This window comes from Crenobacter intestini, assembly GCF_004919095.1.
GTDB lineage: Bacteria > Pseudomonadota > Gammaproteobacteria > Burkholderiales > Chromobacteriaceae > Craterilacuibacter > Craterilacuibacter intestini.
This window is the reverse complement of sequence record NZ_STGJ01000012.1, coordinates 68033-93771: the sequence shown is the minus strand read 5'-3', so window position 1 is coordinate 93771 and position 25739 is coordinate 68033. Positions and strand designations below refer to the sequence as shown.

Here is a 25739-nt window from a genome sequence, read left to right as displayed (position 1 = left end):
ATGAGACATATTCTTTCCATCCTGCTGGAGAACGAGGCCGGAGCGCTGTCGCGCGTGGTGGGCCTGTTCTCCGCGCGCGGCTACAACATCGACTCGCTGACCGTCTCGACCACCGAAGACCCTACGCTCAGCCGGATGACCATCGTCACCCATGGCTCGGACGAGGTGATCGAGCAGATCACCAAGCAGCTGAACAAGCTGATCGAAGTGGTCAAGGTGATCGACCTGAACGAGTCCGAGCACATCGAACGCGAGATGATGCTGATCAAGGTGCGCGCCACCGGCAAGGAACGCGAGGAGATGAAGCGCATGGCCGACATCTTCCGCGGACGCATCATCGACGTGACCGAAAAGACGTACACGATCGAACTGACCGGCACCAGCGACAAGCTCGGTGCCTTTATCGAGGCCGTCGACCGCTCGGTGATCCTGGAAACGGTCCGTACCGGCGCCTCGGGGATCGGCCGGGGCGAACGCATCCTGAAGATCTGACCCGCCTTACCACGAACAACGAAACATCAAGGAAAATCAAATGAAGGTTTACTACGACAAGGACGCCGACCTCTCCATCATCAAGGACAAGCGCGTCGCGATCATCGGTTACGGCTCGCAGGGCCACGCCCACGCCGCCAACCTGAAGGACTCCGGCTGCGAAGTGGTGATCGGCCTGCGTAAGGACGGTGCCTCGTGGGCGAAGGCCGAAGCGGCCGGCCACAAGGTGAAGGAAGTGGCCGACGCGGTGAAGAAGGCCGACGTGGTGATGATCCTGCTGCCGGACGAGGCGCAGCCGGACGTCTACCGCAGCGAGATCGCCCCGAACCTTAAGAAGGGCGCGGCGCTGGCGTTCGCCCACGGCTTCAACATCCACTACAACCAGATCGTCCCGCCGGCCGACGTCGACGTGATCATGATCGCGCCGAAGGGCCCGGGCCACACCGTGCGCTCCGAGTACGTGAAGGGCGGCGGCGTGCCGACCCTGATCGCCGTCTACCAGGACGTGTCGGGCAAGGCGCGTGACGTCGCGCTGTCGTACTCCGCGGCCAATGGCGGCACCAAGGGCGGCGTGATCGAGACCAACTTCCGCGAAGAGACCGAGACCGACCTGTTCGGCGAGCAGGCCGTGCTGTGCGGCGGCGCCGTCGAACTGGTGAAGGCCGGCTTCGAGACGCTGACCGAAGCCGGTTACGCGCCGGAAATGGCCTACTTCGAGTGCCTGCACGAGCTGAAGCTGATCGTCGACCTGATGTACGAAGGCGGCATCGCCAACATGAACTACTCGATCTCGAACAACGCCGAGTACGGCGAGTACGTGACCGGGCCGGAAGTAGTGACCTCCGCCACCAAGGAAGCGATGAAGAAGGCGCTGTACCGCATCCAGTCGGGCGAATACGCGAAGATGTTCATCCTCGAGGGCAAGACCAACTACCCGAGCATGATCGCCCGCCGCCGCCTGAACGCCGAGCACCCGATCGAGAAGGTCGGTGCCGAACTGCGCGCGATGATGCCTTGGATCGCCAAGAACAAGCTGGTCGACCAGTCGAAGAACTAATCGGCTGCAAGTGCATGAAAAAGCCGGGACGCTGTCCCGGCTTTTTTTCGTCCGCCTGCGGCAGGCTCAGTCGGCCATCGCCTCGCCCATGCGCACCGCGCGCGCGCTTTCCCACTCGGGGTTGAACGCGAGGCCGGCGGCCTTGGGGAACAGCAGCACCACGGTCGAGCCGAGCAAAAAGCGCCCCATCTCCTCGCCCTGCGCCAGTTTGATGGTCTGCCCGCTGTAGTCCCAGCGCACCACCTCGCCCGGGCGCGGCGGGTTGACCACGCCGTGCCAGACGGTCGCCATGCTGCCGACGATGGTGGCGCCGACCAGCACCAGCGCGAACTCGCCGACCGGGGAGTCGAACAGGCAGACCACCCGCTCGTTGCGCGCGAACAGCGCGTCGACCCCGCGTGCGGTCGCCGGGTTCACCGAATAGAGCTCGCCCGGCACGTAGGTCATGCTTTTGAGCGTGCCCGCGCACGGCATGTGGATGCGGTGGTAGTCGCGCGGGCTCAGGTAGATGGTCGCGAACACGCCGTCGTCGAACGCGCGCGCGGCGGTCTCGTCGGCCAGCAAGGCGGCGGCGCTATAGTCGCGGCCCTTGGCCTGGAACACGCGGCCGGCGTGGATGTCGCCGAACTGGCTGATCGCGCCGTCGACCGGGCACACCAGCCGGCTCGCGGCGAGCGGGCGCGCGCCCGGCTTGAGCGCGCGGGTGAAGAAGTCGTTGAAGGTCGGGTACGCGGCCGGATCCGGCTGGGCTGCCTCGGCCATGTTCACGCCGTAGCGCGCGATGAAGCGGGTGATCAGGCGGCGGGTCAGCGCGCCGCCGCGCGCGCCGGCGATGCGGCCGGCCAGGCGGGTCAGGGCGAGCTTGGGCAGCGCGTGCTGCAGCAGCACAAATAGGCGCTCGGACAAGGACGTTCCCCTTATTTTCGAATCAAACCGGGCATTATAAACGAAGGGGCGGCGGCTGTCGGCCATGCCGATGGCCTAGCGCGGCGGCGCACCGGCTGCGCTACAATATGCCAACCGGTGCCCCGCACCGCCGTCCGGAGCCTGCACCATGCATCCCGATCCGTCCGACCCATCGCCGCAACGCCCCAGGCTCAGCCGCCAGGGCGTCTACCTGCTGCCCAACCTGTTCACGCTGGCCGCGCTGTTCGCCGGCTTCTACGCGATCGTGCAGGCGATGGGCGGGCACTTCGAGACCGCGGCGGTCGCCATCTTCGCCGCGATGGTCCTCGACGGCCTCGACGGCCGCGTCGCCCGCCTCACCCATAGCCAGAGCGCGTTCGGCGCCGAGTTCGACAGCCTCTCAGACATGGTCAGCTTCGGCGTCGCGCCGGCGCTCGTCGCCTACGAGTGGCTGCTCAAGGACATGGGCAAGCTCGGCTGGATGATCGCATTCATCTACTGCGCGGGCGCCGCCCTGCGCCTCGCGCGTTTCAACACCATGATCGGCAGCGTCGACAAGCGCTGGTTCATCGGCCTGCCCAGCCCGGCCGCCGCCGCGCTGGTCGCGGGCCTGGTGTGGATCTGCCACGCCTACGGCTACACCGGCGCGCCGGCGCTGCCCATGCTGCTCGCCGGCTTCACGCTGTTCGCCGGGCTGACCATGGTCAGCAACGTGCGCTACTGGAGCTTCAAGGAGATCCACCTGCGCCGCCGCGTGCCGTTCTACGCGCTGTTGGCGCTCACGCTTGCCCTGCTGCTGGTGCTGTACGAGCCACCCTTGGTGCTGTTCGGCTTCTTCGTCGGCTACGCCGCGTCGGGCTACCTCTTCTTCGCGTGGACGCGGCTGCGCCGCTAGCCCTCCCCCCGCTCTGCCCCTATACTTGCGCCCGACGGAGCGGGCGCCGGATTCCTTGCCGGTGGCCCGCCTAGCACCCGACTGTCGCTCGGGACTTCGCAAACCCTTTCTCCGGACTCACGCATGCTGGAAAAACTCTTCCACATCCGTGCGCAAGGCTCGTCCGTGCGCACCGAAATCCTCGCCGGCTTCACGACCTTCCTCACGATGTCGGCCATCCTGTTCGTCAACCCTGACATCCTGTCTGCCGCCGGCATGGACCACGGCGCGGTATTCGTCGCGACCTGCCTCGCCGCCGCGATCGGCTGCTTCCTGATGGGCTTGCTCGCCAACTACCCGATCGGCCAAGGGCCGGGCATGGGCATCAACGCCTTCTTCGCCTTTGGCCTGGTCAAGGGCATGGGGCTGCCGTGGGAGACCGCGCTGGGCGCGGTGTTCCTGTCCGGCCTGCTGTTCGTGCTGGTAAGTGTGCTGAAGATCCGCGAATGGTTCGTCAACGCGATGCCGGCCTGCCTGAAGCACTCGATCTCGGCCGGCGTCGGCCTGTTCATCTCGCTGATCGCGCTGCAACAGGCCGGCGTGGTCGTCCCCAGCCCCGACACCATGCTCGCGCTGGGGCCCCTGGGCACCCCGTCGGTGCTGTTCGCGGCGGCGGGCTTCCTGTTGATGGTGGTGCTCGACCGCCGCGGCGTGCCCGGCGCCATCATCATCGGCATCCTCGCCGTCACCGCCGCCTCGGTGCTGCTGGGCTTCACGCCGTACGGCGGCGTCATCTCGACCCCGCCGTCGCTCGCGCCGACATGGCTTAAAGCCGATATCGCCGGCGCGCTGCAACCGGCGGTGCTCGGCGTGGTGCTGTCCTTCTTCCTGATGAGCCTGTTCGAGACCTCGGGCACGCTGATCGCGATCGCCGAGCGCGGCAACTTCCTCGACAAGGACGGCCACCTGCCGCGCCTCAAGCGCGCGCTGCTGGCCGACTCGACCGCGATCAGCGCCGGCGCGCTGCTGGGCACCTCGAGCACCACCAGCTATATCGAGTCGACCACCGGTATCGCCGCCGGCGGGCGCACCGGCCTCACCGCCGTCGTCATCGGCCTGCTGTTCATCGCGGCGCTGGTCTTCGCGCCGCTGGCCGCGATGGTGCCGGGCTACGCGACCGCGCCCGCGCTGCTTTACGTCGCCATCCTGATGCTGCGCAGCCTCACCCACCTGGAGTGGGACGAACTGACCGAGACCGCGCCGGCGATCGCCTGCATCGCGACGATGGCGTTCACCTTCTCGATCGCCGACGGTATCGCCTTCGGCGCGATCACCTACGTGGTGACCAAGCTCGCCAGCGGCCAGGCGCGCTCCTTGAGCGTGCCCATCGTGGTGATCGCGGCGCTGTTTATCGGGCGTTACCTGTTCCTGTAACACCCGGCCTGTTGCGCACAGAAGGGGAGGCTGCGGCCTCCCCTTGTCGCATCTGCTTCACGCGGGGTAGACCCGGCGTCCGGCGATGTAGGTCGCGGCAATCGCGCGGTCGTCGCCCAAGGTCATCTGGACGAACAGGGCCTCGTGGATGTCGCGCGCGTACTTCATCCGGTACTTGATGATCGGCGTCGACTTGAGGTCCAGCACGGCGAGGTCGGCCTCCTTGCCCACCTCGATGCTGCCGATCCTGTCCTGCAGCCCCAGCGCCTCGGCCGTGCCGCGGCTGGCAAGGTAGAAGGCATGGCCGGCGGACAGCGCAAAACCGTTCAGCTGCGCGGCCTTGTACGCCTCGTTCATGGTCTGCAGCATGGAGAAGCTGGTGCCGGCGCCCAGGTCGGTGGCGAGGCCGACCTTGACCGGCCGGCGCGCATCGCGTGCGGCCTTCACGTTGAAGTAACCGGAGCCGAGGAAGAAGTTGGACGTCGGGCAGTGCGCGATCGCGGTGCCGGTGCCCGACAACACGTCGAGTTCGGCCTCGGACAGGTGGATGCCGTGCCCGTAGATCGCGCGCTCGCGCAGCAGACCGTAGCGGTGGTAGACGTCGGTGTAGTCGCGGCACTCGGGGAACAGCGACTTCACCCATTCGACTTCACCGCGGTTTTCCGACAGGTGGGACTGGATCAGCGTGGTCGGGAATTCGGCGGCCAGCGCACCGACCATTTCCAGCTGCTCGGGGCTGGAGGTTGGCGCGAAGCGCGGGGTGATCACGTACTCGGCGCGCCCCTTGCCGTGCCAGCGCTCGATCAGCGCCTTCGACTCGTCGTAGGCACGCTGTGGTGTGTCGAGCAGCGCCGCGGGGGCGTTGCGGTCCATGCACACCTTACCGGCCATGATGCGCATGTCGTAACTGGCGGCCTCCTCGAACAGCGCGTCGACCGACTGCGGGAATACCGTGCCGAACACGGTGGCGCTGGTGACGCCGTTCCGGTGCTGTTCCTTGAGGAATACCGACGCGACCTCGGCCGCGTGCGCCTGGTCGGCGAAGCCCTGTTCGGTGATGAAGGTGTAGTTGTTCAGCCAGTCGATCAACTGCTCGCCGTAGGCGGCGATCATCTCGGTCTGCGGGTAGTGCACGTGGCTGTCGATGAAGCCGGGCAGGATCACGCTGTCGGGGTAGCGGGTCACCGGCAGCTCGGGCGACAGGGTGGGCAGGATCTCGTCGGCGGCGCCGACGGCAGCGATCTTGCCGTCCTCCATCACGACGACGGCGTCGTCGAGGTAGACCATGCAGTCCTGCAGGTCACGGACAAAGGGGTCGTCCTTGAAGGTAAGCAGGGCGCCCCGGATAGCGGTTGGCATCTTGTTTCTCCTGCGCGGCACGCCACCCACGCAGGCGGCACTCCCATCTTGGCAGCGCCGCCGCCGACATGCCGGACGCGACAATTATTTTGCATAAAGATTCTTCCGGTGAAGCAAATTTTGCACCATATTGTGCCCGTGTTACCCTTAGCGCCGGATATCACCCCACATTGCCCAATACACACAATGAACACAGCCAAAGACCAGATCGACCAGATCGTCGCACTGTGGAAGGCGGTCCGCCCTGAACTCGACACTTCCTCGACCGAAGTCGTCGGCCGCATCGCACGCATGGAGTACTTCGTCACCCGCCGCGTGCTGCAGGACCTCGCCCGCCACAAACTCAACGTCGGCGAATTCGACGTGCTCGCCGCGCTGCGCCGCGCCGGCGAACCTTTCCAGCTCTCCCCCAACCAGCTGCAAGGCATGGTACTGATCTCATCCGGCGCGCTGACCAACCGCATCAACCGGCTCGAGTCGGCCGGTCTCGTCAGCCGCAGCCCGGACCCGAACGACCGCCGCGGCGTGATCGTCTCGCTGACCGCCCGCGGGCTGGAAGTGGTCGAAGACGCCGCCGTCCACCATCTGGAAGCCGAAGCCGAGCTGCTGACGCCGCTTGACGCCGACGAGCGCGTGCAACTGGCAGGCCTGCTGAAGAAGCTGCTGGTCGCGCAGGAGCGCTAGGCGGCACGCAGCCACGCAAAAGGGGCGCCCACAGGGCGCCCCTTCTTGTTTTACCGGTGCCGGCTTAACGCGTACCGGCGGTGCGGTTCAGGCCGGCCGGCGGCGTCCACGCCCACTGCCTCTGCCAGGCGCCGAGCACCAGGTTCGGGTACTCGGCCCGCCCCAGGCTGCCGTTGTAGCGGCCGAGCGCACGGAACAGGTTGCCGCGCTCGATGTCCAGGTAATGGCGCAGGATGGTGCAGCCGTAGCGCAGGTTGGTGGTGAGGTCGAACAGGTTGTGCTCGGCCGTGCCGATCGCGCGCGGCCAGAACGGCATCACCTGCATCAGCCCGCGCGCGCCGGCGCTGGAGATCGCGTACTTCTTGAAGCCGCTCTCGACCTGGATCAGGCCGAGCACCAGCTGCGGGTCGAGCCCGGCGCGGGTCGCCTCGTAGTGGATCGCTGTGAGCAGCCGCTCGCGCGTCCACGCGTCGGGAATGCGCTTTTGCAGGCGGCCCGACATCTCGGCGAGCCACACCTGCCCCTCGCGCGGGTCGGCGAACACCAGCCTGGGCGCGTTCACCTCGCCGACCGAACGGCGCAGCGAGGTGGCCACGCTATGCGACAACGCCTCTTCGCGCTGCGCGCCGGCCAAGGCCGGCGCGGCGAGCGCCACCAGCAAGGCCACCAGGGCCGCCGCGCGCGCCGCCATCGGCTTAGCGGCCGAGCTTGCCGAGCACGAAGGCCGCGATGTCGGCGGCGGCCACGTCGGTCGACGCCTCGTCGCGGCGGTGGCGGTACTCGACCTTGCCTTCCTTCAGGCCGCGGTCGCCGATCACCACGCGGTGCGGGTAGCCGATCAGCTCGGAGTCGGCCAGCAGCACGCCCGGGCGCTCTTCGCGGTCGTCCAGCAGCACGTCGACGCCCTGCGCCTTGAGCGTGGTGTACAGGCCTTCGGCCGCCTCGCGTACCGCTTCGCTGCGCGCCATGCCCATCGGCACGATCACCACGGTGAAGGGCGCGAGCGCGTCGGTCCAGATGATGCCGCGCTCGTCGAAGTTCTGCTCGATCGCCGCGCCGAGGATGCGGCTCACGCCGATGCCGTAGCAGCCCATCTCGAAGAACTTCGGCTTGCCGTCGTCGTCGAGGAAGGTCGCGTTCATTTCCTGCGAGTACTTGGTGCCCAGATAGAACACGTGGCCGACCTCGATGCCGCGCTGGATCGCGAGTTCGCCCTGGCCGTCCGGGCTCATGTCGCCGACGACCACGTTGCGGATGTCGACCACCACCGGCTCGGGGCAGTCGCGGCCGAAGTTGACGCCGGTCAGGTGCACGTCGTCCTCGTTGCCGCCGGTCACCATGTCGGCCATCACCGCGACGGTGCGGTCGGCGTACACCTTGCCCTTGAAGCCGACCGGCCCCAGCGAGCCTGGGTTGGCACCGAAGGCGGCGACGATGGAATCAGGCGTGGCGAAGGCAAGCGGGCTGGCGACGCCGGCGAGCTTGCCGGCCTTCACTTCGTTCAGTTCATGGTCGCCGCGCACCAGTAGCAGCACCGGCAGGCCGTCCTCGCCGTCGCCCTCGACCACCACCGCCTTCACCGTCTGCTCGACCGGGCAGTCCAGGAAGGCGACCAGGTCGGCGATGGTCTTCACGCCGGGGGTCGACACCTTCTGCATGGCCGCGCCCGGCGCCGGGCGGGCGTGGGCCGGCGCCACCGCCTCGGCCAGCTCGATATTGGCGGCGTAGTCGGAAGCCGGGCAGTAGACGATCGCGTCTTCGCCGGTGTCGGCGATCACCTGGAATTCGTGCGAGCGGTCGCCGCCGATGGCGCCGGTGTCGGCCGCCACCGCGCGGTAGGTCAGGCCCATGCGGTCGAAGATGCGGCGGTAGGCGGCGAACATGTTGTCGTAGCTCTGGCCGGCGGCTTCTGCGCTACGGTCGAACGAGTACGCGTCCTTCATGGTGAACTCGCGGCCGCGCATCACGCCAAAGCGCGGGCGGCGCTCGTCGCGGAACTTGGTCTGGATCTGGTAGAAGTTCTTCGGCAGTTGGCGGTAGCTCTTGAGTTCGCCGCGCGCGATGTCAGTCACCACTTCCTCGGAGGTCGGCTGGATCACGAAGTCGCGGTCGTGGCGGTCCTTGAAGCGCAACAGCTCGTCGCCCATCTTGTCCCAGCGGCCGGTCTCCTGCCACAGCACGGCCGGCTGCACCACCGGCATCGTCACCTCGATCGCGCCGGCACGGTCCATCTCCTCGCGCACGATGGCCTCGACCTTGCGCAGCGTGCGCAGCCCCATCGGCATCCAGGTGTACACGCCGGCGGCGACCTTGCGGATCATGCCGGCGCGCAGCATCAGTTTCTGGCTGACGATGTCGGCGTCGCCGGGGGCTTCCTTGAGGGTGGAGATGAAGAACTGCGAAGCGCGCATGGTGAGAAATCCCTGAAATTCGGACACAGATGGCGTCGATTGTACTGCAAGGCGGCAGCGGCTGCCGAACGGCTCAGCCGCGGCAGACGCGGTCGCGTCCGCCCTGCTTGGCCGCGAGCAGCGCGTGGTCGGCGCGGCGGATGGTCTGCATGAAGGTCTCGCCCGCCCGGTGGGCGGCGACGCCGACGCTCGCGCCCACCGGTACGGGCAGCGCAAGCGCCTGCCCCAGCGCCGCGAACGACGCCCGGATCCGTTCGACGCGCAAGGCGGCCTCGTCGGCACTCGCGCCGTGAAGCAGCAGCAGGAACTCCTCGCCGCCCCAGCGGCAGCACAGCTCGCCCTCGGCGAGCTGTGCTGCCAGGTGCTGGCCGACGCCGGCGAGCACGCGGTCGCCGACGTCGTGGCCGAAACGGTCGTTGAAGGTCTTGAAGTGGTCGATGTCGAGCATGGCCAGTGCCAGTACGCCGGCCGTGTCTGCCGGGCGCGCCTCGGTCTCTCGGCGCAGGCGCTCGAGCATCGGCCGCCGGTTGGGCAGGCCGGTCAGCGCGTCGTGGTGGGCGAGGCGGGCGAGCTGCGCTTCGTACGCCTTGCGGCGGGTGATGTCGATATGTGCGCCGAGGATGCGCAGCGGCTGGCCGTTTTCGTCGCGTTCGACGACGCGGCCGCGGTCCCACAACCAGGTGACGGCACCGTCCGGGCGCAGCGTGCGGTACTCGGCTTCATAAAATGGCCGCTCGCCGGCGAGGTGGCCGTAGTAGCTCTCCAGCGTCGTGGCGTGGTCGTCCGGGTGCAGCTTGGCGAGCCAGACGGAAAAGTCGGGCGCCATGTCGCCGGCGTCGAAGTCCTGCAGGTTGAACACGGTCAGCCGCCCGCTTGGCGGTTCGCCCTGCCACAGGCAGACACCGGTACCGTCGAGCGCCGCGGCGAGCTTCTCGCGCAACATGGCGTTTTCCTCGCGCAAGCTTGCCAGCTCGGCGCGCAGCGCGGCCAAGTCTTGGTCGGCCATCCTTCCCCCTCGTTGCTATTCTGTGCCGTACAGGCGGCCCCGGCTGCCGGCTATGCGGGATTGTCGCACAACACCGGCCTTTCGGCGCGCATGTGTCATAAGCCGCCGCGCACGGGTGGCCGCCGCCGCCGCCGCGGTGTTAGAGTGCGAGCCCTCTTGGAACCTCAACCGCGATCGCGCAGGAGCGCGCCATATGTCCCATACCCTGCCCGGCAAGGACGCCACCCTCGAAGACACCATCGCCACCTTGCAAGGCCGGCTCGCCGCGCTCGGCTTCCACCCCGAGGAGGTGTCGTGGCTGCACCCGGTCGACGGCTGCTGGTCGGTCCACTTGAGGGAGCGCGACTGCCCGCTGATCTACACCAACGGCAAGGGCGGCTCCGAGCTTGCCGCGCGCGCCAGCGCCCTGGGCGAGCTGTGCGAGCGCCTGGGCAACCATTACTTCTGGACGCACTACTACCTTGGCCGCGAACGCAGCGGGCGCCCGTGGGTGCACTTCGCGCGCGAGCGCTGGTTCGAAGCCTGCGAGGAAGGCTGGCCGGACGGCCTGCTGGACGACGAGGCGCTGCGCGACTTCTACGACCCGGACGCCGCGCTCGCCGCCGCCCAGTTGGTCGACTTCAACAGCGGCGACGCCGGCCGCGGCGTATGTGCGCTGCCGTACACCCGGGTGTCCGACGGGCAGACCGTGTGGTTCCCGGTCAACCTGATCGGCAACCTGTATCTCTCCAACGGCATGGCGGCCGGCAACAGCGCGCCCGAGGCGCGCACGCAGGCGCTGTCCGAAGTGATCGAACGCGCGGTGAAGTTCCGCGTGCTGCAGGGTGGGCTGTGCCTGCCCGACATCCCGCAGCAGGTCATCGACCGCCACCCGGCGATCGCCGCCGGCATCGCCTCGCTGCGCGCGGCGGGCTTCCATATCCTGGTGAAGGACGCGTCGCTCGGCGGCCGCTACCCGGTCGCCTGCGTGACGCTGGTCCACCCGCGCGACCACGGCGTGTTCGCGAGCTTCGGCGCGCACCCCTCGTTCGCCGTCGCGCTCGAGCGCGCGCTGACCGAGTTGCTGCAGGGCCGCGCGCTCGACGCGCTCGCGGGCTTCCCCGAACCCGCCTTCGACCCGGAAGAGGTCGCCAGCCCGGCCAACCTCGAGCTGCACTTCATCGATTCGAGCGGCAGCGTCGGCTGGCCCTTCCTCGGCACCAAGCCCGACTTTGCCTTCTGCGACTGGAACTTCGAGGGCAGCACCGCCGCCGACTGGGACAGCCTGTGCGCGCTCCTTCACGAAGATGGCAACCAGATCTACGTCGCCGACTTCGAGGAGACCGGCGTCTACTGCTGCCGCGTGATCGTGCCGGGGCTCTCCGAGATCTATCCGGTCGACGACCTCGAGTGGGAAAACAACAATATCGGCAACCCGCTGCGCGGCCCGATCGCTCGCCTGCCCGGGCTGTCCGACGCCGAATGCCGGGCGCTCGCCGACGCGCTGGACGCAGCGTCGCTCGCCGACGAGAAGCCGGTGTGGGAGCTGATCGGGCTCGCCGCCGACCCGGACAGCGCGTGGGCCAGCCTGCGTGTGGGCGAACTGCGTGCGCTGATCGCGCTGGCGCTCTCCGACGAGGAAAACGCGCGCGCACAGACCGAGTGGGTGTGCCGCTTCGGCCAGTTGCCCGCCGCGCGCATGGCGGTATGGCGCGCGCTGGAGGCGGTGTTCGAGTTCGGCGCGTCGCTGCCCGACTACCGCGCGATGCTCGCCACCCTGTGGGGCGAAGACGCGGTCGCCACCGCCGAGGCGCTCAAGGCCGGCCACGAACGCTTCTTCGGCCTGGTTGCGCTGGGCGAAAACTTCGAGGGCAGCGCGCGGCACCGCCAGCTGCTTGCCGCGTACGACAAGCTGACCGCGGCGTAAGCGGCACACCGCCGACCGGACCCGCGTTATGACAAAGGGGCATGGCGCTTGGCGTGCCCCGCCGACAGGCGTAAGCTTCGCGCGAGTCCGGTGCCCTGCTGCACCGCCACAGAATCCGCTGCCCTCCTGCCATAAAGGGTAATCATGCAAAAACAAGAACATAACAAGGCCACGCTCGGCGTCACGCTGGCGGCGCTCGGTGTCGTCTACGGCGACATCGGCACCAGCCCGCTGTATACGCTGAAGGAAGCGTTCGGTCCGCACCTCGGCCTCGTCCCCAACCACGACAACGTGCTCGGCATCCTGTCGCTGGTGTTCTGGGAACTGATCATCGTGGTCTCGATCAAGTACCTTGCCTTCGTGCTGCGCGCAGACAACCGCGGCGAAGGCGGCATCCTCACGTTGATGGCGCTCGCCCGCCGCCGCATCGCCGGCATACCCGGCTGGCTGCTGATGATCCTCGGCATCACCGGTGCCGGCTTCTTCTACGGCGAGGTGATCATCACCCCGGCCATGTCGGTGCTCTCGGCGGTCGAAGGCCTGGAAGTGGCGACCCCCGCCTTCAAGCCCTACGTGCTGCCGATTTCGCTGGTGGTGCTCTCCGCCCTGTTCCTGATCCAGAAGCACGGCACCGCGCGGGTCGGCACCCTGTTCGGGCCGGTGATGGCCGTGTGGTTCCTGTGCCTTGGCATACTCGGCGTCGGCGGCATCCTGGACAACCCCGAGGTACTCGGCGCGCTCAACCCCGTCTGGGGCTACCGCTTCATGGCCGACAACGGCATGCTCGCCTTCCTGACACTGGGCGCGGTGGTGCTGGCGATCACCGGCACCGAGGCGCTGTACGCCGACATGGGCCACTTTGGCAAGAGCCCGATCCGCCGCGCGTGGTTCGCGCTGGTGCTGCCCGCGCTGGTGCTCAACTACTTCGGCCAGGGCGCGCTGGTGCTGGCCGACCCCGCTGCCGTGAAGAACCCCTTCTTCAACCTGGCGCCGGACTGGGCGCTGCTGCCGCTGGTCGGCCTCGCCACGCTGGCGACGGTGATCGCGTCGCAGGCGGTGATCTCCGGCGTGTTCTCGCTGACCCGCCAGGCGGTGCAGTTGGGCTACATCCCGCGCCTGTCCATCCTGCACACCTCCGAGCGGGAAATCGGCCAGATCTACATCCCGATGGTCAACTGGTTCCTGCTGGGCGCCGTCGTGCTGGTCGTGCTGTCGTTCGGTACCTCGAGCAACCTGGCCGCCGCGTACGGCATCGCGGTGACCGGCACCATGGTGATCACCACCTTGCTGTCGACCACGGTCGCGCTGCGCAACTGGCGCTGGCCGGCTGCCGCCGTGCTGCCGGTGGCCTTCCTGTTCCTGTGCATCGACGTGCCGCTGTTCGCCGCCAACGTCCACAAGATCGTCGCCGGCGGCTGGCTGCCGCTGGCGATCGGCGCGTTGATGTTCACGCTGATGACCAGCTGGAAACGCGGCCGCGAGATCCTGATGCAGCGGCTGGACGAGCAGGCGATCCCGCTGGAAGGCTTCATCGAGAACATGGAAACCTGGCCGCCGACCCGGGTGCCCGGCACCGCGGTGTTCATGACCAGCACCAGCCACGGCGTGCCGCACGCGCTGCTGCACAACCTGAAGCACAACAAGGTGCTGCACGACCGCGTGGTGCTGCTGACCGTGCGCACCCGCGAAGAGCCTTACGTTGAGCCGGCCGAACGGCTGACCGTCAAACAGCTCTCCGCGTCGTTCTGGCAGGTGATCGCCGAGTACGGCTACAAGGAGGCGCCCGATGTCAACGAGATCCTCGCACTGGCCGAGCCCTACGGCCTCGCCTTCGAGGTGATGGACACCTCGTTCTTCCTGTCGCGCGAGACGCTGATCTCGACCGAGCGCCCGGGCATGGCACGCTGGCGCGAGAAGCTGTTCGTATGGATGAGCAAGAACGCGCTCAAGGCGACCGACTTCTTCCAGATCCCGACCAACCGCGTGGTCGAACTGGGCGCACAGGTCGAGCTGTAAACCCGCTGCCGATGGCCGCCGTGCGGCCATCCCGTCCCTCACCGAACGCCCCACCCGGGGCGTTCGTTTTATTCAACACCCTGCACCACCGCAGTGCAGCACCCCGTCTATTGATGCAAAAAACATACGCATTGCCCGCTGCCAGCTGATTGGCAAGGCTTTTTTTGCGTCACCCTCTTCTCTTTTGGCCGGCTCCATTCAATAAATTAAACACAGCGAGGCGCACGCAGAGGCGCCCGTCCCCCAGGCGCCCCTTACCGACTGGACCCCAAGCAAGGAGAAGAGAAGACATGAAGCAGACCCTCGTGCTCGCCGGCACCCTGATCGCCGGCACCCTGACCGCCCACGCGGCGCCCTTGGCCAAGCTGGGCGCCCCCGAAGGCCGCCTCGACATCATCGCGTGGCCCGGCTACATCGAGAACGGCAGCACCGACAAGGGCTACGACTGGGTGACCCCGTTCGAGAAGGCGACCGGCTGCAAGGTCAACGTGAAGACCGCCGCGACCTCGGACGAGATGGTCAGCCTGATGAACAAGGGCGGCTACGACCTGGTCACCGCGTCCGGCGACGCCAGCCTACGCTTGGTCGCCGGCAAAAAGGTGCAGCCGATCAACCTCGCGCTGATCCCCAGCTACAAGAACGTCGACAAGCGCCTGCAGGGTGCGCCGTGGTACACGGTCGGCGGCGAGGCGTACGGAGTGCCCTACCAGTGGGGCCCGAACGTGCTGATGTACAACACCAAGGTGTTCAAGACCCCGCCGACCTCGTGGGCGGTGGTATTCGAGCCGCAGAACCTGCCGGACGGCAAGCCGAACAAGGGCCGCGTCCAGGCCTACGACGGCCCGATCTATATCGCCGACGCCGCGCTCTACCTGATGAGCAAGCGTCCCGACCTCGGCATCAAGGACCCGTACGAACTCAACGAGAAGCAGTACGCCGAGGCGATCAAGCTCTTGCGCCAGCAAAATGCGCTCAAGCACCGCTACTGGCATGACGTGACCGTACAGATGAACGACTTCAAGAACGAGGGCGTCGCCGCGTCCAGCGCCTGGGGCTACCAGGTCAACGCACTGAAAGCAGAGAAACAGCCGATCGCGTCGGTGGTGCCGAAGGAGGGCGTAACCGGCTGGGCGGACACCACCATGCTGCACGCCGACGCCAAGCACCCGGTGTGCGCGTACAAGTGGATGGAGTACTCGCTGAACCCGAAACTGCAGTCGGCGCTCGCCGAATGGTTCGGCTCCAACCCGGTCACCCCGGCCGCATGCAAGGAGAAGGCACCCGGCGGCAGCAACTTCTGCCAGAGCAACGGCTTCGACAACTTCGCCAAGGTCCGTTTCTGGAAGACGCCAACCGCCAAGTGCGCAAGCCAGGGCAACTGCGTGCCGTACAGCACCTGGACCCGGGACTACATAGGGGTGATGGGCGGCAAATAAGCCCAGCCGTCACGACGTCCTGCCTGCGCCCACCGGCCAGGCAGGCCTTGTCACGCCCAAAACAATAGCCCGGAGCCCATCCATGAAACACGCCGTCGAATTCGACCGCGTCTGCCGCAGCTATGGCGCGGTCAACGCCGTCGACCATGTCAGCCTCGCCATCCGCGAAGGCGAGTTCTTCTCCATGCTCGGGCCGTCCGGCTCGGGCAAGACCACCTGTTTGCGCCTGATCGCCGGCTTCGAGCTACCGACCAGCGGCCGCGTGCTGATCGACGGCGTCGACGCCAGCCGCCTGGCCCCGTTCGAGCGCAACGTGAACACCGTGTTCCAGGATTACGCGCTGTTCCCGACCATGAACGTGCTGGAAAACGTCGCCTACCCGCTGATGATCAAGGGCGTCGCCAAGCGCGAGCGCTACGCGCGCGCCGAAGAGGCACTGGCCATGGTCGCGCTCGACGGTTTCGGTTCACGCAAGCCCGGCCAGCTCTCCGGCGGCCAGCGCCAGCGCGTCGCGCTCGCGCGCGCCATCGTCGGCCGACCGCGCGTACTGCTGCTCGACGAACCCCTGGGCGCGCTCGACCTGAAACTACGCGAACAGATGCAGGGAGAGCTGAAGGCGCTGCAGCGCCAGCTCGGCATCACCTTCGTGTTCGTCACCCATGACCAGTCCGAAGCGCTGTCGATGTCCGACCGCGTCGCCGTATTCGCCAAAGGCCGCATCGAGCAGGTCGACACCCCGCAAGCCTTGTACAGCCAGCCGGCCAGCCGCTTCGTCGCCGATTTTGTCGGCACCAGCAACGTGGTCGACGGCGAGTTGGCCGAGCGGCTCACCGGCCGAAAAGGTGCGTTCGCGATCCGCCCCGAGCGCATCCGGCTGGGGCGCTTCGACGGTGCCATCAGCGTGCGCGGCGTGGTGCGCGAAGTCGCCTTCCTCGGGCCGGTCAACCGAGTCGAAGTAGAGGTCGCCGGCCAGCGCCTGTGGGCGCAGTTGCCCAGCTACGCGCTGCAGATGCCCGAGGTCGGCACCGAGGTCGAGCTTGCGTGGGAAGGTGATGCCGCGCACTGGCTCCTGGAGGCGGCATGAGTAGCATGGCCATCCCACACTCCACGACGGCCGCCCACAAGTCGCTCGCGCGCCGCGTCTCGGCGCTGCTGTACCGCCGCTCCACCCTTGCACTGCTGTTGCTGCTGACTCCGCCACTCTTGTGGTTCGGCGTGGTGTACCTGGGCTCGCTGTTGACGCTGATCGCGCAGAGTTTCTACACCTTCGACGACTTCACCATGCAGGTGACGCCGGAGTGGACGCTGGCCAACTACCGTGCGCTGCTGGACGCCGCCAACCTCGACATCGTGCTGCGCACGGTGTCGATGGCGCTCGCGGTGTCGGCGATGAGCGCGCTCTTGGCCTTCCCGCTCGCCTACTACATGGCGCGCTACGCCAAAGGCAGCGAGAAGGCGTTCTTCTACGTGGCGGTGATGCTGCCGATGTGGGCAAGCTACCTCGTCAAGGTGTACGCGTGGACGGTGCTGTTGGCCAAGGGCGGCATCAGCTGGTGGCTGATCGAAAAGCTGGGGCTGACCCCGGCCTACGAATGGATGCTGACGCTGCCGGGCATCGGCGGTAGCACGCTGTCGACGTCCAACTTCGGCCGCTTCTGGGTATTCGTCTACACCTGGCTGCCGTTCATGATCCTGCCGATCCAGGCCGCGCTCGAGCGCATCCCGGACAACCTGCTTGCCGCCTCGTCCGACCTCGGCGCGCGGCCGTGGCAGACCTTCGTCCATATCGTGCTGCCGATGGCGGTGCCGGGCGTGGTCGCCGGGTCGATCTTCACCTTCTCGCTGACGCTGGGCGACTACATCATCCCGCAGCTGATCGGCCCGTCCGGCTTCTACATCGGCAACATGGTGTACAGCATGCAAGGCTCGATCGGCAACATGCCGATGGCCGCAGCGTTTACCGTGGTGCCCATCGTGCTGATCGGCGTCTACCTGACCCTCGCCAAACGCACGGGAGCCTTCGATGCACTCTGAACGCAGCCCCTGGGCCCTGCGCCTGGCCGCCTACGGCGGCCTCGCCTTCCTGCACTTCCCGATCCTGGTGATCTTCGCCTACGCGTTCAACACCGAGGAGAGCGCGTTCTCCTTCCCGCTGCAGGGTTTCACCCTTCACTGGTTCGCCGAGGCCTTCGCCCGCCAGGACATCTTCGACGCGATCACCGTCTCGCTGAAGGTCGCCGCGCAGGCGACGCTGCTTGCGCTGGTGCTGGGCACGCTCGCCGCGCTCGCGCTGTCCCGGCGCGACTTCTTCGGCAAGAACGGCATCACGCTGCTCTTGATCCTGCCGATCGCGCTGCCGGGCATCATCACCGGTATCGCGCTGCTCAACGCGTTCAAGGTCGCTGCGCTCGAACCCGGCATGCTGACCATCGTGGTCGGCCACGCGACCTTCTGCGTGGTCATCGTCTACAACAACGTCGTCGCGCGGCTCAGGCGCCTGCCCGGCTCGCTGATCGAGGCGTCGATGGACCTGGGCGCAGACAGCTTCCAGACCTTCCGCCATGTGGTGCTGCCGTCGTTGGCAACCTCGCTGCTGGCCGGCGGCATGCTGGCGTTCGCACTGTCGTTCGACGAGATCATCGTCACCACCTTCACCGCCGGCCACGAAGTGACGCTGCCGATCTGGATGCTCAACCAGCTCGGCCGCCCGCGCGACGTGCCGGTGACCAACGTGGTCGCCATGCTGGTGATGGCGGTGACCACCCTGCCCATCCTCGGCGCGTGGTACCTGACGCGCGACACCACCGACACCGCCGGCAGCGGCAAATGACCCAGTTTCCACCCGCGGAGAGCCTCGCATGCAATACACCCTCTTGATTGGCGGCGAACGCGTCGCCGGTACCGCCGAAGCACAGTCCGTCTACAACCCGGCGACCGGGCAGGAAATCGCCCGCATCGCCGAGGCAAGCCCCGAGCAGATAGACGCGGCCATCGCCGCCGCGCAGGCGGCTTTCCCCGCGTGGCGGCTAACGCAGGCCAAAGCGCGCGCCGAGGTGCTGCTCGCGCTGGCAGACCGTATTGAGGCCCACGCCGAGGAGCTCGCCCGGCTGGAGTCTGACAACTGCGGCAAGCCGTACCCAGCGGTGCTCGCCGACGAGATCCCGGCCATCGCCGACACCTTCCGCTTCTTCGCCGGCGCCTGCCGCACTCAGCACGGCCAGGCGGCCGGCGAGTACCTGGCCGGCCACACCAGCATGATCCGCCGCGACCCGATCGGCGTCGTCGCGTCGATCGCGCCGTGGAACTACCCGCTGATGATGGCGGCTTGGAAGCTCGCGCCGGCGCTCGCCGCCGGCAACACCGTGGTGCTCAAGCCGTCCGAGCAGACGCCGCTGACCACGCTCAGGCTCTGCCAGTGGCTCGCCGAACTGTTCCCGCCCGGCGTTGTCAACGTGGTGTACGGCCGCGGTGCGACCGTCGGCGCGCCGCTGATCGGCGACGCGCGCGTGCGCATGGTGTCGGTCACCGGCAGCGTCGCCACCGGCCACCACGTGCTCGCCGCCGCGCAAAACGGCGTCAAGCGCACCCACCTTGAACTGGGCGGCAAGGCGCCGGTGATCGTGTACGACGACGCCGACCTTTCTGCGGTGGTCGACGGCATCCGCACCTTCGGCTTCTACAACGCCGGGCAGGACTGCACTGCCGCCTGCCGCCTCTACGTGCACGAGAAGGTGTACGAGCGCCTCGCGGCGGACCTCGCCAGCGCGGTGTCGACCATCAAGGTCGGCACCCAGCACGAGGCGGGCGTCGAGATGGGCCCGGTGATCACCCGCGAGCACCTGGCGCGCGTCGAGGCCCATGTCGAGCGCGCCCGCGCCGAGCGGCACATCGAGTGCCTGACCGGCGGCAACCGCGCGGCGGGCGAGGGCTGGTTCTTCCAGCCGACCGTGCTCGCCGGCGCGCGCCAGCACGACGAGATCGTGCGCCGCGAGGTGTTCGGCCCGGTGGTCAGCCTGACGCCGTTTGGCGACAACGACGACGTGATCGCGTGGGCGAACGATTCCGACTACGGCCTCGCCTCCAGCGTGTGGACGCAGAACATCGGCCGCGCGATGGACGCCAGCGCCCGCCTCGAGTACGGCTGCACCTGGGTCAACACCCACTTCATGCTGGTCAGCGAGATGCCGCACGGCGGGCTCAAGCAGTCCGGCTACGGCAAGGACATGTCGGTGTACGCGCTGGAAGACTACAGCGTCGCCCGCCACGTGATGATCAAGCACTAAGCCGTCAGGCCGGGGGCGCCCGCCCCCGGCCTTCCCGCGCCCTTCCGCGCATCTTCGCAAGAATCGGCTTGCCCGCCCGCCGGCCGCCCCCTATGGTCGGGGCATCCCCGTAGCCGGACACCGCCATGCCCGTCCCAGACACCGCCGCCCGCCACTACGCCCTGGTCGAGGCGGCGATTCGCCACCTGCGCGCGCACGCGCACGAACAGCCGACACTGGAAGAGCTCGCCCGCGCGGTGCACATGAGCCCCTGCCACCTGCAGCGGGTGTTTGGCGAATGGGCCGGCGTCTCGCCCAAGCGCTTCTTGCAATACCTGAGCAAGCAGCACGCGCTCGCGGCGCTTGCCGCGTCGCAGGACACGCTGAGCGTCACCCACGCGCTGGGCTTCACCAGCGGCAGCCGCCTGCACGACCTTATGGTCACCTGCGAGGCGATGACGCCGGGCGAAATCCGCACGGGCGGAGACGGCGTCACCGTCGGCTACGGCTGGGGGCCGTCGCCGTTCGGCGACGCGCTGATCGGCTGGACGGCCCGCGGCGTCTGCCACCTGGCCTTCTCCGGCGCGCCGCGGGCCGAACTCGAGGCCCGCCTCGCCACCGCGTGGCCGCGGGCAGCGCTTTGGCGTGACGACGCGGCCGCCCGCGTCTGGCTCGAGCGCGTGTTCGCGCCGGCCACGCCCGGCGCCCCGCTACCCCTGCTGCTCAAGGGCAGCAACTTCCAGCTCAAGGTATGGGAAGCGCTGCTTGACACCGGCTGCGGCCGGCTCGTCTCCTACCGCCAGCTGGCAGGCATGGCCGGAGCGCCGCGCGCGGCCCGCGCCGTCGGCAGCGCGCTCGCCGCCAACGACCTCGGCTACCTGATTCCCTGCCACCGGGTGATCCGCGAAGGCGGCGAGGTTGGCCAGTACCGCTGGGGCGGCGAGCGCAAGCAGGCGATCCAGCTGTGGGAGGCCGCCCGAATGGAAGGCGGCGGGCGCTGATATAAAAACGGGCAGGTTTCCCCCGGCTGTCCTTTGCGTCAAACTGTCATCTTTCTGTAATGCCCCGTCCTTATCCTTGCGCTGACCATAGAACGGGAACGTCTCGCACATGCCAGCCAATATCCTGCTCGTCGAAGACGAGCCGGCGATCCAGGAACTGATCGCCTTCAACCTGACCCAGGCCGGTCACCACGTGCTGCGCGCAGGCAGCGCCGAGGCCGCGCATACGCTGATCAACAGCGCGCTGCCCGACCTGATCCTGCTCGACTGGATGCTGCCCGGCGCGTCCGGCGTCGATATCGCGCGCCGCCTGCGCGGCGACGAGCGCACCCGGCAGATCCCGATCATCATGCTGACCGCGCGCTCGGACGAACAGGACAAGGTGGTCGGGCTGGAGACCGGCGCCGACGACTACATCACCAAGCCGTTCTCGCCGCGCGAGCTGCTCGCCCGCATCAAGGCGGTGCTGCGCCGGCGCGCGCCGCAGATGACCGACGACGCGGTCGAGGTGAACGGCCTCAGGCTGGATCCGGTCACCCACCGCGTCAGCGTCGGCGGCCAGCCGCTCGACTTGGGCCCGACCGAGTTCCGCCTGCTGCACTTCTTCATGACCCACCCCGAACGCGTGCATTCGCGCACCCAGCTGCTCGACCAGGTGTGGGGCGACCACGTGTTCGTCGAGGAGCGCACGGTCGACGTGCATATCCGCCGCCTGCGCAGCGCGCTGGAAGCCACCAGCCACGACGCGCTGGTGCAGACCGTGCGCGGTGCCGGCTACCGTTTCTCCAAGGAAGCCTGAGGTTAGCTTGCGGGAATTCGTCCAACGATCGCTGTCGATCGCCGTCTTCATCACGCTGGCCGCGCTGGCGCTGGCGCTCGCCTTCGGCGCGGCCGCCGCGCTGGCCGCCGCGCTCGCCGCCACCCTGCTCTGGCTGGGCTTTCACCTGTGGCATGTCGCGCGGCTGATCGCGTGGATGCAGCACCCCAGCCCCTACCACATGCCCGAGGGCTACGGCTCGTGGCACGCGGTGTTCATGGGGCTGTACCGCCAGGCGCGCAAGCAGCATGAAGGGCGCAAGAAGCTCGCCGGTACGCTCGAGCGCTTCACCAGCGCGGGCGAGGCGATGCCGGACGGCGTGCTGGTGCTCGACGAACACGAGCGCATCGAGTGGATGAACCCGATGGCGGTCGAGCATTTCGGCCTCGACCGCAAGCGCGACACCGGCAGCCAGGTGCTCAACCTGATCCGCCACCCGGCGTTCCACGGCTACCTCGCCGCCGGCCGCTTCAACCAGCCGCTGACGCTGGTCACCGGCCACGCGCGCGAACGCGTGCTGTCGATCCAGCTGGTGCCGTTCGATTTGTCGCGCAAGCTGCTGCTGTCGCGCGACATCACCCAGCTCGAGCGCGTGCAGACCGTGCACCGCGACTTCGTCGCCAACGTCTCGCACGAATTGCGCACGCCGCTGACCGTGGTCGGCGGCTTTATCGAGACGCTGTCCGACATGGACCATGTCGACGACGCCACGCTGCGCCAGTTCCTGCCGATGATGCTCGAACAGTCGCGCCGCATGCAGCGGCTGGTCGAGGACCTGCTGGCGCTATCCCGGCTGGAGAACGAACCGAGGCAGACCGAACTCGAACGCGTCGACATGGCTGCACTGATGAACACCTTGCGCGTCGAGGCCGAAGGCCTGTCGCAGGGCCGCCACCGCGTCGAGGTACTCGACGCCGCACCCGACGCGCTGTGGGGCAACCCGTTCGAATTGCACTCGGCGTTCGGCAACCTGGTGTCGAACGCGGTGCGCTACACGCCGGAGGGCGGCCGCATCACGCTCGCGTGGCGCGCCGGCCCCGACGGCGGGCGCTTCACCGTCACCGACACCGGCATCGGCATCCCGCGCGAGCATATCCCGCGCCTGACCGAGCGCTTCTACCGGGTCGACCGCGGCCGCTCGCGCGCCAGTGGCGGCACCGGACTCGGTCTCGCCATCGTCAAGCATGTGCTGGCGCGCCACCGCGCGCGCCTCGACGTAGAGAGCAAGCCCGACCAAGGCAGCAGTTTCAGCGTCAGTTTCAGCCGCGAACAGCTGTGCACGGCGGCAAAGACGGAGACAGACCCGGCCTGAGCATTCCGGCGCAATAATTCCTCCTGATGGCTTATGGGTGTCTATAGCAGATGGGCAACACCCATGTTTCACAGGAGACCATCATGCATAATGCGCCCAGCCTCCCCCCCCCTATCCGGAACCTGTCCCTGCTCGCGCTGGGCTGCCTCAGCCTCGCGGGCTGCCTGGGTTCCGGCACCGGGGACATCCCCAGCAGCATCGAAATCAAGACGTCCGGCCAGAGCGCGTCGGGCGGCACGACCACAACCCAACTGACCGGCAACGGCACGACCACCACCAACCCGTTTACCGTCACCGCCGTCAGACCCGGCGCCCTGTTCAGTACCGGCGGGACGAACTTCTCGATCACTCCGGCCCTGAACGCCTCCGCCAGCTCGAGCCTGAACCAGGACGCCACCAATTTCTACGCAGCCTTCTACAGCTTCCTCGCCGACTACTTCAAGACCAGCGTCCAGCCGCCCACCTGTGACAGCAAGTGGGGCACCTTCGGCCCGGGCAAATGGCCGGCAGCCTGCTGGCGGCCGTTCAGCGACGACAGCCCGTTCAACAAGCCTATCCCGGCCAACCCCAAGCTCGTCGCCAATTCCGCGCAACTGGTTGCCTGGCTGAACAGCGGTACCGGCACCCCCAACGACCTGCAGGTGATCGACGTCACGGTTGGACCGCAGAACGACTACGGCCACCCGACCTACTACTCGAGCCCGACCGACCCCGAGTTCACCGTCGAATACACGACCAACTGGGGGCCGTTCACCCTGCCCGAAGGAAGCAAGATCCGCATCCCGGACGCGGCCAAGCCCGCCGGCGGCCTCGACCACTCGCTCACGGTGGCCGACCAAAGCAACGGCATGGTGTACAGTTTCTGGAACGTCACCCAGAAGCCCGCCGGCGGCGGCGTGCTCAAGGCAGGCTCCGGTGGCCAGCGCGCGATCACCAGCCAGGGCATCGGCTCGCCCGGCTACGCGACCGGCGGCACCGCCGCCGGCTACAGCCTGCTGGCCGGCATCATCCGCGCTCAGGAACTGGTCGGCGGCCAGATCAACCATGCGCTATATGCCATAGTCAACTGCTCGGCCAGCACCTTCGTCTGGCCGGCGATTCAGGGCGCGTACATCTGCCCCGGCGACCCGGGCATCCCCAACGGTACCCACTTCTACCTCGACTACAGCCTCGCCGAGATCAACGCACTGCCGGTGCCTGACTGGAAAAAGACCATTCTGCGCGCGATGGCGACCTACGGCATGTTCGTCGGCGACACCGGCGGCCCATCCGGGCCGCGCTGGGCCATACAGGTCGAATCCGGGCAGACTTATGTCAGCCTCGGCTACCCGCAACCGCTGATCACATTTGCCCAATTGCAGGGCATCCCGAACGCGGGCAACCAGTACCGTTTCCCACTGAAAGACGGCGTCGACTGGACCCGCCTGAAGGTGCTAGACCCCTGCGTCGCGCAGGGCACCTGCAGCAACTGACCCCGCTTGCCCCACCCGCATGTTCCGCGGGCGGGGCTCCCCGCAAATGCAACACTTCCGGCACGCGGCAGGCACCACAACGGCGCCTGCTGCTGCCGGCGCTTGGCAGCGTCCGCGCGTCGGGGCTAGCATTACGCTCCAGAGACAAGACCACATAAAGACAAAAGCATGAACCGTGTACGCGCCATCCTCCCGTTCGGCCAGCGAGTCTGGCTGGACAACCTGTCCCGCGAACTGATCGCCTCGGGTGAGCTCACCCGCCTGCTCGCCGACGACGGCATCGCCGGCGTCACCTCCAACCCTTCGATCTTCTACAAGGCGATCGCGAACGACGCGCGCTACCGGGACGACCTCGCCCGCCTGAAGGGTGACGCATCGCTCAGCGCCGAGGCGCGTTACGAGGCGCTGGTGGTGCCCGACATCCAGACCGCCTGCGATCTGCTCTCGCCGCTGTACCGCGAAACCGCCGGCGCCGACGGCTACGTCAGCCTGGAAGTGTCGCCGCACCTCGCCAACGACGAGGCCGGCACCCTCGCCGCCGCCCGCCGCCTGTGGGCCGAACTCGCCCGCCCCAACGCGATGATCAAGATCCCGGCCACCCCGGCCGGCATCCGTGCCTTCGAGGTGCTGACCCGCGAGGGCGTCAACGTCAACATCACGCTGCTGTTCTCGCTCGCGCAGGTCGACGCGGTGTGGGACGCGTATATCGCCGGGCTCAAGGCCCGCCACGCCGACGGCGCGCCGCTGGGTCACGTCAAGGCGGTCGCCAGCTTCTTCCTGTCGCGCGTCGACTCGCTGCTCGACCCGCTGCTGCCGGCCGAACTGCAGGGCAAGGTCGCCGTCGCGCTGTCCAAGGCCGCCTACGCGCGCTACCACGAACGCTTCAACGGCGAGGAATTTGCCGCGCTCAAGGCCGCCGGCGCGCGCGCGCAGTACCTGCTGTGGGCGTCGACCGGCACCAAGAACAAGGCGTACTCCGACGTCCTGTACGTGGAGAGCCTGATCGGCGACGAGACGGTCAACACCATCCCCGACGCGACGCTCGCCGCGTTCCGCGACCACGGCGTCGCCGCCGCGACGCTCGCCACCGGCATGGACGACGCCTTCGTCGTGCTGCAGGGCGCGTCCGACGCCGGCATTGACCTTGCCGCCACCGGCGACCAGTTGCAGGCCGACGGCCTCAAGCTGTTCGACGAGGCGTTCGGCGCGCTGCTCGCGCTGACCGCCTAAGCGTCCCCCACCCGCAAAACCAAACGGGCGGCCTCGGCCGCCCGTTTTTGCGTGGGAAACGCGT

The 25739-nt window shown here is 67.8% G+C and carries 22 protein-coding genes; 17 read left to right on the top strand and 5 right to left on the bottom strand.

Going from position 1 to position 25739, the window contains the following annotated elements; translation table 11 throughout:
* Both ilvN and ilvC read left to right on the top strand, forming a co-directional pair.
* Positions 1–492, top strand: coding sequence for an acetolactate synthase small subunit (gene ilvN / locus E5K04_RS11585; protein ID WP_136554229.1), 492 nt, complete (start codon positions 1–3; stop codon positions 490–492).
* 25 nt (positions 493–517) lie between these two features.
* Positions 518–1549 (top strand): ketol-acid reductoisomerase, encoded by a 1032-nt coding sequence (ilvC, locus tag E5K04_RS11580; protein ID WP_328591039.1) that lies wholly within the window; start codon positions 518–520, stop codon positions 1547–1549.
* Between the two features lie 66 nt (positions 1550–1615).
* On the opposite strand, the gene asd is transcribed toward ilvC, so the two are convergent.
* The gene (asd, locus tag E5K04_RS11575; RefSeq protein WP_136554225.1) at positions 1616–2455 is read right to left on the bottom strand and encodes an archaetidylserine decarboxylase; all 840 of its coding nucleotides are present in this window, start codon (positions 2453–2455) and stop codon (positions 1616–1618) included.
* Between the two features lie 148 nt (positions 2456–2603).
* Here asd and pssA point away from each other — a divergent pair, with 148 nt between their 5' ends.
* Positions 2604–3350, top strand: a complete 747-nt coding sequence (pssA, locus tag E5K04_RS11570) for a CDP-diacylglycerol--serine O-phosphatidyltransferase (protein ID WP_136554222.1) — start codon at positions 2604–2606, stop codon at positions 3348–3350.
* Positions 3351–3473: 123 nt separating this feature from the next.
* Complete coding sequence (locus E5K04_RS11565) at positions 3474–4763, top strand: NCS2 family permease (RefSeq protein ID WP_136554220.1); 1290 nt, start codon at positions 3474–3476, stop codon at positions 4761–4763.
* A 57-nt stretch (positions 4764–4820) separates the two neighbouring features.
* Here the strand turns inward: E5K04_RS11565 and guaD are convergent, their stop codons facing one another.
* Complete coding sequence (guaD, locus tag E5K04_RS11560) at positions 4821–6122, bottom strand: guanine deaminase (RefSeq protein WP_136554218.1); 1302 nt, start codon at positions 6120–6122, stop codon at positions 4821–4823.
* Positions 6123–6308: 186 nt separating this feature from the next.
* Here guaD and E5K04_RS11555 point away from each other — a divergent pair, with 186 nt between their 5' ends.
* The gene (locus E5K04_RS11555) at positions 6309–6806 is read left to right on the top strand and encodes a MarR family winged helix-turn-helix transcriptional regulator (RefSeq protein WP_136554216.1); all 498 of its coding nucleotides are present in this window, start codon (positions 6309–6311) and stop codon (positions 6804–6806) included.
* Between the two features lie 64 nt (positions 6807–6870).
* Here the strand turns inward: E5K04_RS11555 and E5K04_RS11550 are convergent, their stop codons facing one another.
* The 3 genes from E5K04_RS11550 to E5K04_RS11540 all read right to left on the bottom strand — a co-directional run bounded on the left by E5K04_RS11550 (position 6871) and on the right by E5K04_RS11540 (position 10223).
* On the bottom strand, positions 6871–7497 hold the full coding sequence (locus tag E5K04_RS11550) for a lytic transglycosylase domain-containing protein (protein WP_136554215.1): 627 nt from the start codon (positions 7495–7497) through the stop codon (positions 6871–6873).
* A 4-nt stretch (positions 7498–7501) separates the two neighbouring features.
* Positions 7502–9217: a proline--tRNA ligase gene (locus tag E5K04_RS11545; RefSeq protein WP_136554213.1), complete on the bottom strand. Its 1716-nt coding sequence runs from the start codon at positions 9215–9217 to the stop codon at positions 7502–7504.
* A gap of 73 nt (positions 9218–9290) precedes the next feature.
* Entirely contained in the window at positions 9291–10223 is a 933-nt protein-coding gene (locus tag E5K04_RS11540; protein WP_136554211.1) for a sensor domain-containing diguanylate cyclase, read from the bottom strand.
* 193 nt (positions 10224–10416) lie between these two features.
* On the opposite strand from E5K04_RS11540, the gene ycaO reads away from it, so the two are divergent.
* The 12 genes from ycaO (at position 10417) to tal (ending at position 25675) form a co-directional block, all read left to right on the top strand.
* The gene (gene ycaO, locus E5K04_RS11535) at positions 10417–12129 is read left to right on the top strand and encodes a 30S ribosomal protein S12 methylthiotransferase accessory factor YcaO (protein WP_136554209.1); all 1713 of its coding nucleotides are present in this window, start codon (positions 10417–10419) and stop codon (positions 12127–12129) included.
* Between the two features lie 144 nt (positions 12130–12273).
* Positions 12274–14145, top strand: a complete 1872-nt coding sequence (gene kup, locus E5K04_RS11530; RefSeq protein ID WP_136554206.1) for a low affinity potassium transporter Kup — start codon at positions 12274–12276, stop codon at positions 14143–14145.
* A gap of 290 nt (positions 14146–14435) precedes the next feature.
* Entirely contained in the window at positions 14436–15581 is a 1146-nt protein-coding gene (locus tag E5K04_RS11525) for an ABC transporter substrate-binding protein (protein ID WP_136554204.1), read from the top strand.
* 82 nt (positions 15582–15663) lie between these two features.
* A complete protein-coding gene (locus E5K04_RS11520) occupies positions 15664–16665 on the top strand; it encodes an ABC transporter ATP-binding protein (RefSeq protein WP_136554202.1) in 1002 nt (333 codons plus the stop codon).
* Positions 16662–17615 (top strand): ABC transporter permease, encoded by a 954-nt coding sequence (locus E5K04_RS11515; RefSeq protein WP_136554200.1) that lies wholly within the window; start codon positions 16662–16664, stop codon positions 17613–17615. Before E5K04_RS11520 ends, E5K04_RS11515 begins: the two co-directional genes overlap by 4 nt.
* A complete protein-coding gene (locus tag E5K04_RS11510; protein ID WP_136554198.1) occupies positions 17605–18411 on the top strand; it encodes an ABC transporter permease in 807 nt (268 codons plus the stop codon). The genes E5K04_RS11515 and E5K04_RS11510 overlap by 11 nt, the downstream gene beginning before the upstream one ends.
* Before the next feature lie 28 nt (positions 18412–18439).
* Complete coding sequence (locus E5K04_RS11505; protein ID WP_136554196.1) at positions 18440–19864, top strand: gamma-aminobutyraldehyde dehydrogenase; 1425 nt, start codon at positions 18440–18442, stop codon at positions 19862–19864.
* A gap of 125 nt (positions 19865–19989) precedes the next feature.
* Positions 19990–20844 carry a bifunctional helix-turn-helix domain-containing protein/methylated-DNA--[protein]-cysteine S-methyltransferase gene (locus E5K04_RS11500; RefSeq protein WP_136554193.1) on the top strand — a complete coding sequence of 285 codons (855 nt, stop codon included), beginning with the start codon at positions 19990–19992 and terminating at the stop codon, positions 20842–20844.
* Positions 20845–20953: 109 nt separating this feature from the next.
* Positions 20954–21643, top strand: coding sequence for a phosphate regulon transcriptional regulator PhoB (gene phoB, locus E5K04_RS11495; protein ID WP_136554191.1), 690 nt, complete (start codon positions 20954–20956; stop codon positions 21641–21643).
* Between the two features lie 7 nt (positions 21644–21650).
* Positions 21651–22973, top strand: a complete 1323-nt coding sequence (phoR, locus tag E5K04_RS11490; protein ID WP_136554189.1) for a phosphate regulon sensor histidine kinase PhoR — start codon at positions 21651–21653, stop codon at positions 22971–22973.
* Positions 22974–23056: 83 nt separating this feature from the next.
* Positions 23057–24445: a hypothetical protein gene (locus E5K04_RS11485; RefSeq protein ID WP_136554187.1), complete on the top strand. Its 1389-nt coding sequence runs from the start codon at positions 23057–23059 to the stop codon at positions 24443–24445.
* A gap of 168 nt (positions 24446–24613) precedes the next feature.
* Positions 24614–25675, top strand: coding sequence for a transaldolase (tal, locus tag E5K04_RS11480; RefSeq protein ID WP_136554185.1), 1062 nt, complete (start codon positions 24614–24616; stop codon positions 25673–25675).
* Positions 25676–25739 lie beyond the last annotated feature (64 nt).

What these genes read in the sequence shown, in the direction of transcription:
- E5K04_RS11525 (WP_136554204.1), top strand. Translation starts at nt 14,436, where the DNA reads ATGAAGCAGACCCTCGTGCTCGCCGGCACCCTGATCGCCGGCACCCTG.
- E5K04_RS11505 (WP_136554196.1), top strand. Translation starts at nt 18,440, where the DNA reads ATGCAATACACCCTCTTGATTGGCGGCGAACGCGTCGCCGGTACCGCC.
- E5K04_RS11520 (WP_136554202.1), top strand. Translation starts at nt 15,664, where the DNA reads ATGAAACACGCCGTCGAATTCGACCGCGTCTGCCGCAGCTATGGCGCG.
- pssA (WP_136554222.1), top strand. Translation starts at nt 2,604, where the DNA reads ATGCATCCCGATCCGTCCGACCCATCGCCGCAACGCCCCAGGCTCAGC.
- phoB (WP_136554191.1), top strand. Translation starts at nt 20,954, where the DNA reads ATGCCAGCCAATATCCTGCTCGTCGAAGACGAGCCGGCGATCCAGGAA.
- E5K04_RS11555 (WP_136554216.1), top strand. Translation starts at nt 6,309, where the DNA reads ATGAACACAGCCAAAGACCAGATCGACCAGATCGTCGCACTGTGGAAG.
- kup (WP_136554206.1), top strand. Translation starts at nt 12,274, where the DNA reads ATGCAAAAACAAGAACATAACAAGGCCACGCTCGGCGTCACGCTGGCG.
- E5K04_RS11515 (WP_136554200.1), top strand. Translation starts at nt 16,662, where the DNA reads ATGAGTAGCATGGCCATCCCACACTCCACGACGGCCGCCCACAAGTCG.
- E5K04_RS11510 (WP_136554198.1), top strand. Translation starts at nt 17,605, where the DNA reads ATGCACTCTGAACGCAGCCCCTGGGCCCTGCGCCTGGCCGCCTACGGC.
- E5K04_RS11485 (WP_136554187.1), top strand. Translation starts at nt 23,057, where the DNA reads ATGCATAATGCGCCCAGCCTCCCCCCCCCTATCCGGAACCTGTCCCTG.
- E5K04_RS11500 (WP_136554193.1), top strand. Translation starts at nt 19,990, where the DNA reads ATGCCCGTCCCAGACACCGCCGCCCGCCACTACGCCCTGGTCGAGGCG.
- tal (WP_136554185.1), top strand. Translation starts at nt 24,614, where the DNA reads ATGAACCGTGTACGCGCCATCCTCCCGTTCGGCCAGCGAGTCTGGCTG.
- guaD (WP_136554218.1), bottom strand. Translation starts at nt 6,122, where the DNA reads ATGCCAACCGCTATCCGGGGCGCCCTGCTTACCTTCAAGGACGACCCC.
- ilvN (WP_136554229.1), top strand. Translation starts at nt 1, where the DNA reads ATGAGACATATTCTTTCCATCCTGCTGGAGAACGAGGCCGGAGCGCTG.
- ycaO (WP_136554209.1), top strand. Translation starts at nt 10,417, where the DNA reads ATGTCCCATACCCTGCCCGGCAAGGACGCCACCCTCGAAGACACCATC.
- E5K04_RS11565 (WP_136554220.1), top strand. Translation starts at nt 3,474, where the DNA reads ATGCTGGAAAAACTCTTCCACATCCGTGCGCAAGGCTCGTCCGTGCGC.
- E5K04_RS11545 (WP_136554213.1), bottom strand. Translation starts at nt 9,217, where the DNA reads ATGCGCGCTTCGCAGTTCTTCATCTCCACCCTCAAGGAAGCCCCCGGC.
- E5K04_RS11550 (WP_136554215.1), bottom strand. Translation starts at nt 7,497, where the DNA reads ATGGCGGCGCGCGCGGCGGCCCTGGTGGCCTTGCTGGTGGCGCTCGCC.
- E5K04_RS11540 (WP_136554211.1), bottom strand. Translation starts at nt 10,223, where the DNA reads ATGGCCGACCAAGACTTGGCCGCGCTGCGCGCCGAGCTGGCAAGCTTG.